A 2,500-nucleotide genomic window follows, 5' to 3' on the forward strand; every position below is an offset into this window, starting at 1 on the left:
GTATCTGTGTGTTGTTTCAGATACCGCACAGTGGACGCGTAGCTTCTTTGTGGTAAGTCCTCGGCCTATTAGTACCAGTCACCTGCATGCATTACTGCACTTCCAGTTCTGGCCTATCAACCCGGTGGTCTGCCGGGGGCCTTACCCCCTCGAGGGGGTGAGAAACCTCATCTTGGAACAGGCTTCCCGCTTAGATGCTTTCAGCGGTTATCCCTTCCGAACGTAGCTAACCAGCGGTGCTCCTGGCGGAACAACTGGCACACCAGAGGTTCGTCCGTCCCGGTCCTCTCGTACTAGGGACAGCCTTCCTCAAGTTTCTAACGCGCGCGGCGGATAGAGACCGAACTGTCTCACGACGTTCTAAACCCAGCTCGCGTGCCGCTTTAATGGGCGAACAGCCCAACCCTTGGGACCTACTCCAGCCCCAGGATGCGACGAGCCGACATCGAGGTGCCAAACCATCCCGTCGATATGGACTCTTGGGGAAGATCAGCCTGTTATCCCCGGGGTACCTTTTATCCGTTGAGCGACACCGCTTCCACTTGCCGGTGCCGGATCACTAGTCCCGACTTTCGTCCCTGCTCGACCTGTCAGTCTCACAGTCAAGCTCCCTTGTGCACTTGCACTCGACACCTGATTGCCAACCAGGCTGAGGGAACCTTTGGGCGCCTCCGTTACATTTTGGGAGGCAACCGCCCCAGTTAAACTACCCACCAGGCACTGTCCCTGAACCAGATCATGGTCCGAGGTTAGAGGTCCAATTCGATCAGAGTGGTATTTCAACAACGACTCCACGATAACTGGCGTCACCGTTTCACAGTCTCCCACCTATCCTACACAAACCGAACCGAACACCAATACCAAGCTGTAGTGAAGGTCCCGGGGTCTTTTCGTCCTGCCGCGCGTAACGAGCATCTTTACTCGTAATGCAATTTCGCCGAGTCTACGGTTGAGACAGCTGAGAAGTCGTTACGCCATTCGTGCAGGTCGGAACTTACCCGACAAGGAATTTCGCTACCTTAGGATGGTTATAGTTACCACCGCCGTTTACTGGGGCTTAAATTCTCAGCTTCGCTCCCGAAGGAACTAACCGGTCCTCTTAACCTTCCAGCACCGGGCAGGCGTCAGTCCGTATACATCGTCTTACGACTTCGCACGGACCTGTGTTTTTAGTAAACAGTCGCTTCTCACTGGTCTCTGCGGCCCCACCCAGCTCAGACAGTAAATGTCGTCACCAAACAGGGCCCCCCTTCTCCCGAAGTTACGGGGGCATTTTGCCGAGTTCCTTAACCATAGTTATCTCGATCGCCTTAGTATTCTCTACCTGACCACCTGTGTCGGTTTGGGGTACGGGCCGTGTGAAAGCTCGCTAGAGGCTTTTCTCGGCAGCATAGGATCACTGAATTCGCCTCAATCGGCTACGCATCACGTCTCAGGCTATGTGTGACCCGGATTTGCCTAGGTCACGCCCTACACGCTTACACCAGTATTACCACTGACTGGCTCAGCTACCTTCCTGCGTCACCCCATCGCTTGGCTACTACCAGATCAGGTCCCATGCATCCACCAACTCGAGACCCGAAGGTCTTCTCGTGGCTTCAGGATGGTTAGTATCACTGATTCACCATGGGCGCGTTCACACGGGTACGGGAATATCAACCCGTTGTCCATCGGCTACGCCTGTCGGCCTCGTCTTAGGTCCCGACTCACCCTGGGCGGATTAACCTGGCCCAGGAACCCTTGGTCATTCGGCGGACGAGTTTCTCACTCGTCTTTCGCTACTCATGCCTGCATTCTCACTCGTGTGGCCTCCACGGCTAGGTCACCCTGCCGCTTCCATGGCCACACGACGCTCCCCTACCCATCCACACACCTGCCAGAAAATCCTTGGATCAACTGGGGGCTATTGCGTGAATGCCGCAGCTTCGGTGGTGTACTTGAGCCCCGCTACATTGTCGGCGCAGGATCACTTGACCAGTGAGCTATTACGCACTCTTTCAAGGGTGGCTGCTTCTAAGCCAACCTCCTGGTTGTCTTCGCGACCCCACATCCTTTTCCACTTAGTACACGCTTAGGGACCTTAGCTGGCGATCTGGGCTGTTTCCCTCTCGACTACGAACCTTATCGCCCGCAGTCTCACTGCCGCGCTCTCACTCACCGGCATTCGGAGTTTGGCTGATTTCGGTAAGCTTGTGGGCCCCCTAGACCATCCAGTAGCTCTACCTCCGGTGAGAAACACGCGACGCTGCACCTAAATGCATTTCGGGGAGAACCAGCTATCACGGAGTTTGATTGGCCTTTCACCCCTACCCACAACTCATCCCCTCAGTTTTCAACCTAAGTGGGTTCGGTCCTCCACGACGTCTTACCGTCGCTTCAACCTGGCCATGGGTAGATCACTCCGCTTCGGGTCTAGAGCATGCCACTACGATCGCCCTATTCGGACTCGCTTTCGCTACGGCTACCCCACACGGGTTAACCTCGCGACATGCCACTAACT

The 2,500-nt window shown here is 55.5% G+C and carries 1 rRNA gene (cut by a window edge); it reads right to left on the reverse strand.

Features of this window, described 5'->3' with window-relative positions:
• Positions 1-48 precede the first annotated feature (48 nt).
• Positions 49-2,500: ribosomal RNA gene (locus tag FEZ59_RS29585) — 23S ribosomal RNA — on the reverse strand (it continues 683 nt past the right edge of the window).

Origin of the sequence: Rhodococcus sp. MS13 (genome assembly GCF_013277835.1) — a bacterium.
Classification (GTDB): Bacteria; Actinomycetota; Actinomycetes; order Mycobacteriales; family Mycobacteriaceae; genus Rhodococcus_F; species Rhodococcus_F erythropolis.